The organism is Methylobacterium sp. WL12 (genome assembly GCF_008039475.1).
Taxonomy (GTDB): Bacteria; Pseudomonadota; Alphaproteobacteria; order Rhizobiales; family Beijerinckiaceae; genus Methylobacterium; species Methylobacterium cerastii.
The window spans coordinates 1-6,340 of record NZ_VRUW01000143.1 but is presented as its reverse complement, the minus strand read 5'-3'; the positions used below and the strand labels follow the sequence as shown (position 1 = coordinate 6,340).

Genomic DNA, 6,340 nt, shown 5'->3' with positions numbered 1-6,340 from the left:
TTTCAGCTTTGACTACAATTCGTGGCCTTCACGCAAGAATCCTATCGGAGTGTTGGAAGCTTTTGCTAAAGCATTTCCGGGTAATGAAGACGTTGGTCTTATCATTAAATCAACCGGTGCACCCGAACACAGCCCTCAGACGCGAGCCTTAGTCGCGGCGGCTGCGGCGCGAGACTCACGCATCCGCGTGATTGACTCGACTTTAACACGGGCTGAAATTCTTTCTCTAATCAAACAGTCCGATTGCTATGTTTCACTTCACCGAGCCGAAGGCTTTGGACTCGGTATGGCAGAAGCAATGGCGCTTGAAAAACCTGTAGTAGGAACAAACTTTTCAGGAAATACAGATTTCTTAACCGACGAGACAGGTTTTCCAATTTCGTATACGCTAAGAGCTCTCATGGATGGCGAGTATACCTTCACCGATCACCAGTCATGGGCTGAGCCTAACGTAATGGAGGCTGCTGAAGTATTGCAGAAAGTTTATCGCGACCCAGAATTACGGCGGATGCGCGCTGCGGCGGGTCGTACATTTATTAGCACTCAGTTCGGACCAGAAAATATTGGCCGCCTTGCTACGAATCGTTTACGACAGGTACTTGCGATGCTGGAAAATGTAGCAAAGTCAGTATAATATAAGTTCGGTTGTTGGGGTGGTTCGTCACAGATGCGATCTCATCGATGACACGGTTCTTCTCCACCCGTCCGCTGCCTCCTTTTCGAACCACTGTGCCGGTGGATAGCTCCCCGTGAGGCAGTAGAGAAGGCGACAGTGTTGTCACACATTAAGATTGTCACGTAACGAAGCCGTCATGCTTTGTAGCTTGCTGGGGCGTTTCGCTTGAAATCGGGTATCCCACAATCTTATCTTGTTCGATGCGTTCAGTGTCTTCGATTTGCAGAAAAATGGATCATCGCAAGTTCGGGTCGGATCGCGGCGATCAACGCCGGACTCGACAAACTGAGTACGGCAGCCTCGATCATCGGATGCGCGTCCCATCCTCGGGTACGGCTGACAGGCCCACGTGGTGGCCCTTGGCCGCCAGCGCTTCGAGCACGGGGTTACTTCAACGTGACCTTGCGGTTCAGTGCCTCTTGGCGCAGTGCGGGTGATCAGAAGGCCTACATTGAGGGGATCTCGACCCCCTCATCCTGAGCCTGTCGAAGGATCGATCGATGACCTCGTCCAAGCCATGGGTGGCACCGGCGTGTCGAAGAGCCAAGTCAGTCGTCTTTGCCAGGAGATCGACGAACGCGTGCATTCCTCAACCGCCCCATCGAGGGTGAGTCGCCCTATCTCCAGATCGACGCCACGTACGTGAAGGTGCGCCAGGACGCACGGATCGTCTCGGTGGCGGTGATCGTGGCGGTCGGTGTCAACAGTGACGGCCGTCGTGAAGTGCTTGGCATGGACGTGGGCCCGTCGGAGGCCGAGACGTTCTGGACGGACTTCCTGTGCAAGCTCGCCCGGCGCGGTCCGCGCAGAGTCAAGCTCGTGATCTCGGACGCGCATGAGGACATCAAGGCCTCGATGGCCAAGGTAATGAACGCCACCTGGCAACGCTGTCGCGTGCACGTCATGCGCAACGTCCTTGCTCATGCGGGTCGCTCGGGCCGCCGCGTCGTCTCGGCCTTCATCGCCACCGCGTTTGCCCAGGACGACACGGCCGCGCCAACCTCAATCTCCTCCGCCGGCGGTTCCTTCTCGCAGCCTGATCCACCAAACTTGGCGAAGAGCCACCTCGTGGGGGCCGATCAACCAACAGATCAAACTAAATATCGGTGACAGGCTTCCGGATCACGGTTTCGCGGTGAGGTCCCGTTCCAGAGCAGACAGGGCGCGCTCGAGCGTTTCACCCAGCACCCAGCCCTGTTCGTCGGATATGCGATAGAAGGCGTCGATGGCGTCCTGAGAGGCTTTGACGTTGAACTGCACGTTGCGGCCCGTCCGGTGTGTCCGGGGCTGTCTGCGGGGTTTTACGGCGGCTGCAGTAGTGGGATCGGCCGCGGGTTTTGGTGTGACCTTGGTCGGTTCCCGGCTGTGGAAATTCGCAGCCTCTGAAACCTCCCTCACCTTTTCGAGCAACGGCGCGGCCTTATCCGGCGCGGCCTTCGGCTTGAACGCCGTTAGGTCCAGATCGTCGTCACCGTCAAACAGCTTTGCGCGTAAGTTGGACATTACGCCACCTCTGCCTGCGCCTGAGCTGCGTTCGCCTTCAACAGCGCTACAACCTCGGCCGCAAACGAACGAGCGTTTTGCTGTGCGGCCTTCACATTACTGACCTGTGAGCCGTCGAGGCCGGACAGGGTGCCGCCATAGGAGAAGATTGCCCGAAAGGCGGCCCGTTCCACCATCTGCGTGGCAAAAACCGGAACGCCGGCCTCGGTCAGCTGCGCCTGAACGTCCCTCAGGTCTCGGGTTTCGATGGCCGCACTGGTACGGGTGAACAGCACCGAACACGGGATTTGCCGGTTGAAAGCCTTCTCCTGGCGCTTCACCAGTTTGAGGGCTTTGACCGCTTCGGCGGCGTCGAGCTGGCTTCCCTGTGACGGGATGATGATGAGATCGGCCCGGCTCATGGCATAGCCCACCATCATAGAGGCCGTGCCTTCTAGGTCCACGACCACGAACTGCGCGGTTTTCTCGGCGCCCTCGATAGCGTCGATGATCGTATCCTCGGTCACGTTGTCCATGACAGTCAGGTTTTCCGGCTTGCCGGGGCGTTGCGACCACTTGGAAAGAGGCTTGTTCGGATCCGCATCGATCACCGTCACTGAAGCCCCCTTCCCTGCTAATTCCGTGGCGAGAAGGATAGCGGATGTCGATTTACCCACTCCCCCCTTGGGGCTGGCGAAGATGATGGTTGGCATGCTGGATCACGATGGCGAAAGAAATTGAACTCGAATTCACAGATACTGGAATGCCTTCGGATACTCAATGGCTATGTGTCGCGTATCAGATAGCATTAGGATATCTTTTTAGTATCGTAAGGCATTCTAGAAGCTTTCCGATTTCCTTAACTTATGGACAAGCACAGGGGCGGATAACCATCTGATATCGGAAGGCTATCGCTCATAATGGCGTGACCGCCCCGTGTCGCGACTGCTGCGGGGTTTGTAGGTGCGGTGAGCCTTGCGTTCAGCCGCGGATTTTAGCGGTTTCCGAGGGGCCGTCTCCTCCTGACTGTCCGTAGCGGCGGTTTGGATTGCAATGGCGTCAAAGTCGCTTTGCAGCTTCATAGTCCCATCCTGTGCGGCAAGGTTGGCATTACCGGAAGGGGAGGGGGCATGCTGCGGAGTCTGCCGCGGAGGCGAGCGTGCCTTTCTTCGCGGATCGTTAGCCATCCCTAACCAGCTTGCCGCCTCCGCCCTGGAGCCGGTCCATGATCCTGTTTGCTATCGCTGCGAAGCTGAAACAGCGCTCCAAGGTCAATTTCAAAGGTCGGCACTCGACACCAGCGCACGCCGCGTTCTCGCGCCCGCTTCAGCCTCTCCCCTCGTCCGCGCCCGGATCAACTCACGTTTGAACTCGGCCAGGCGTCCGAGGAGCGCGATTATGAGCCAGTTGTGTGTGCAGGCCATAAGCCGGTGTCGGCGGTTCCTGTTCCCCGCAGCATCGATCTCATCTGCCCTACCTAACAGACCTCAATGTCAGATCAGGGCACTCAATGTGGTATCTCTACGGCTTCGTGCTTCTTGCTGGCGTCGCCAACGCCGTTCAAGCGGGACAGAACGGTGCGCTGTCGAAGGGCCTCGACGAGTCGTTGACGGCGGGTCTGGTGGTGGCCGGTACTGCCAGTTGCATCCTCATCGTGGGCTTGCTCTCGGGCAAGCTTGCATGGCCAACAGTGGCGCAGGCCGTCGCCATGCCGTGGTGGGCTTGGCTCGGCGGTATTCTCGGCGGATGCATCATCCTGGCGCAGTTCATTGTCGCGCGGCAAATCGGTGCGGCACCGTTCCTCGGACTTTTGGTGATGGCGGGCGTGACCACCTCGATCGTCCTGGACCATTTCGGATGGGTGGGGTTCGAGCGTCATCCTGCGTCTGTCTGGCGTGTCCTTGGCGGCGTACTGATGATCGCCGGAGTCGGGCTCGTAGCGCTCTTTTGATCGCGGCGTTCACGATAAGGCGCTGAGGGATTTGCCGGTCTTGAGGCTTCTCGGCAAACCGCTCTCGCGTCTGCTGCTCTCTGCCCCTCGGCAGCCCCTTCGCGGTCTCCGTCCCTCTGAATTTACAGGGTAGGAGACAGGAGTATTCGTGCCCTGCCGGGTTTGGCACCCACCCCCTAGATCAGTGACTTTTCGGGCCAGTCTCAACCACGCCGTCCATGCCTGATCGATGATCGCGACCAGGTTGGTGTCGCTTCTGAACCGAGACAAGCGTCGTTCGTCTATGGTGACGAGGCCAAGCTTCCGAGCTTCGCGTAAAGCGCGTCGGACCGACGTTTCGCTGACCCCAGCGAGCGCTGCGACAGCGCCAACTGCCAGGGCGCACCGTCCGCGCTTCGTCACCTCGACCGCAACTACGGCAAGCACCGCCTGCTCGGCCAGGGTGAACCGTGCCGCGAGACCGGGAGGAAGCCGTCCAGAGGCCGCCCAGCGGCGTCGGCGCTCCATCGAGGCATCCGTGCGCGGCCGAGAGCCGGCGCGGCTCCTTGGGCTTCTCACGGGACCTGACGGACGACCTGTCCCGTCAGGGGTTCCTGTTGGGTTCGGGATCTGTCCGGCCGGGCGGCTGTTTCCGACCAGCTGCCGCACCTCGATCAGACCGGACAGCGCCTCGGCCTCGGCCTCGGACAGATGCCCCTCTCCGAACGCTTTCCACAATGCGGACGCGACGGCCGGCAACGCAGCGCGCGGAGCCGCCTCCGCCTGTCGGCGGATCTCGTAGGCATAGTTCATCACTCACAGCCCTGCTCAGGCCGCGTCAAAGCAGGGGGCGTAGCGGTAGCTGTCCCCGGCAAAAGGCAAAGCGCCATCGTCTCGGGAAATGATCCCGATTGACTCCCGGCGGGAGCTATGATGTCTGGGGAATTGCAACTGGTCCCCGGACCTCATCGATTTCGACGGCCTCACCCTTGCCGGGGTGGGGCCGTTGGCGTTTTGGGCTTAGGTCTTTCTCGCGGCCTTGTTCCCTTGTTCCAGCCGGCTCACGACTCGCCACAGGGCGCGTGGAAGCCGGACATGGCATGTCGGCCGGGGCGCACGGCTAAGTCAACGCTACGAGGGCCTCAATAAGGCTTGCTGCGTGGGGTTGGCCTCGCTCACGGCTTTGCGGAGATTGGGGCGCGTTCTGAGCGAACAGCTTGCTGGAAGCTGGCCAACGTGATCCTCGATCGGATCGTGGACATTCATCCGCCGTATCGAGGCCGGAACGATTTGACCTCGAAGCGCCATCCGACATTACCGGCCGCAGGTGCCCTTGTCCCAGGCCGATCGTTTAGGCAGTGCACGGCTTTGCTGCCGAGTTCCGGCGATCAAGGTGTTGGCCTTCTCCTGCGCTCCTTGGAGCAGCTGTGGGGTGGAGATCAGCACAGCATGAGCGGCACCAAACGGACCTGCGCCTGCGCCCTTATAGCGGAGAGGGAGGATGGTAAGGCAGTCTCGAACTACCCCCCAGATCAAGTCCCCTTCGCCAAGTCTGTTGAAAACAAGACGCCCTTTCCGCAGAAACTTACGAGGTGATTGAACGACGTATCTGTTTGATTTAGCTATTCCATACACGATGAATCGGGGACTGAATTAGTTATGACGCTTAACGCTCAGATTTCAGTCAACAATCAGAGCGGATTTGCCGATTCTGATATAAGCCTGCTCGTAGCTGAGACCTAGGCAGCATTAGCCACATGGTCTTCAGTTTTGGCCGGATCTGATAACATTTCGATTGATATTTGTGTCTTACCGGCAGCGGTCGGCGGTAGTGGCAGAGCAGACGGCGGTGGGGGATATTCTGTTTATCTAGGGCAGTCCAGCGGTATCGATATTTATCAAACGCCTGTTGCTTACAAACTATCTACTGGACTTACGCCAACGAGCGCGGGTGCTGCTGACGTAAAAATTTCCATTCAAGCGAATTATCTCCGTGATATTCTATGGCTAGACCCGACGCCGTATGACAATGGGGCGGACATACCGACCAATAAAACCGACGCAGTTAGTGTGCTTGTGCATGAAATTGGCCATGCTATCGGCTTCATTGGATGGCGTGATTATAGTGGCCTGCCTCCTGAAAAGTGGTCCTCCCTGAGGTATGGCTTCGAGCCATGTGGAGGATGTTTTCATGGGACGGAAGAAGCATACGGCTGAAGAGATCGTCGCCAAGCTACGCCAAGTGGATGTTC

At 58.5% G+C, this 6,340-nt stretch carries 5 protein-coding genes and 1 pseudogene; 4 read left to right on the top strand and 2 right to left on the bottom strand.

Annotated features, from left to right (window positions below; genetic code table 11):
• Both FV226_RS26365 and FV226_RS26360 read left to right on the top strand, forming a co-directional pair.
• On the top strand, positions 1 to 634 hold a 634-nt coding region (locus FV226_RS26365), incomplete at its 5' end, for a glycosyltransferase family 4 protein (RefSeq protein WP_147765247.1).
• 468 nt (positions 635 to 1,102) lie between these two features.
• Positions 1,103 to 1,663: pseudogene (locus tag FV226_RS26360) on the top strand (transposase); the annotation flags it as partial.
• A 135-nt stretch (positions 1,664 to 1,798) separates the two neighbouring features.
• Here the strand turns inward: FV226_RS26360 and FV226_RS26355 are convergent.
• Both FV226_RS26355 and FV226_RS26350 read right to left on the bottom strand, forming a co-directional pair.
• Entirely contained in the window at positions 1,799 to 2,179 is a 381-nt protein-coding gene (locus FV226_RS26355; protein WP_147765246.1) for a stability/partitioning determinant, read from the bottom strand.
• Positions 2,179 to 2,871 carry a ParA family protein gene (locus tag FV226_RS26350; RefSeq protein ID WP_147765245.1) on the bottom strand — a complete coding sequence of 231 codons (693 nt, stop codon included), beginning with the start codon at positions 2,869 to 2,871 and terminating at the stop codon, positions 2,179 to 2,181. The genes FV226_RS26355 and FV226_RS26350 overlap by 1 nt, the downstream gene beginning before the upstream one ends.
• Before the next feature lie 797 nt (positions 2,872 to 3,668).
• Here FV226_RS26350 and FV226_RS26345 point away from each other — a divergent pair.
• Positions 3,669 to 4,109, top strand: coding sequence for a DMT family transporter (locus tag FV226_RS26345; protein ID WP_147765244.1), 441 nt, complete (start codon positions 3,669 to 3,671; stop codon positions 4,107 to 4,109).
• Positions 4,110 to 5,858: 1,749 nt separating this feature from the next.
• A complete protein-coding gene (locus FV226_RS28240) occupies positions 5,859 to 6,305 on the top strand; it encodes a hypothetical protein (protein ID WP_187278862.1) in 447 nt (148 codons plus the stop codon).
• The last annotated feature ends 35 nt before the right edge of the window (positions 6,306 to 6,340 follow it).

Bases quoted from the DNA above. Each gene is read 5' to 3' on its own strand.
- FV226_RS26355 (WP_147765246.1), bottom strand. From the start codon at position 2,179: ATGTCCAACTTACGCGCAAAGCTGTTTGACGGTGACGACGATCTGGAC.
- FV226_RS26350 (WP_147765245.1), bottom strand. From the start codon at position 2,871: ATGCCAACCATCATCTTCGCCAGCCCCAAGGGGGGAGTGGGTAAATCG.
- FV226_RS26345 (WP_147765244.1), top strand. From the start codon at position 3,669: ATGTGGTATCTCTACGGCTTCGTGCTTCTTGCTGGCGTCGCCAACGCC.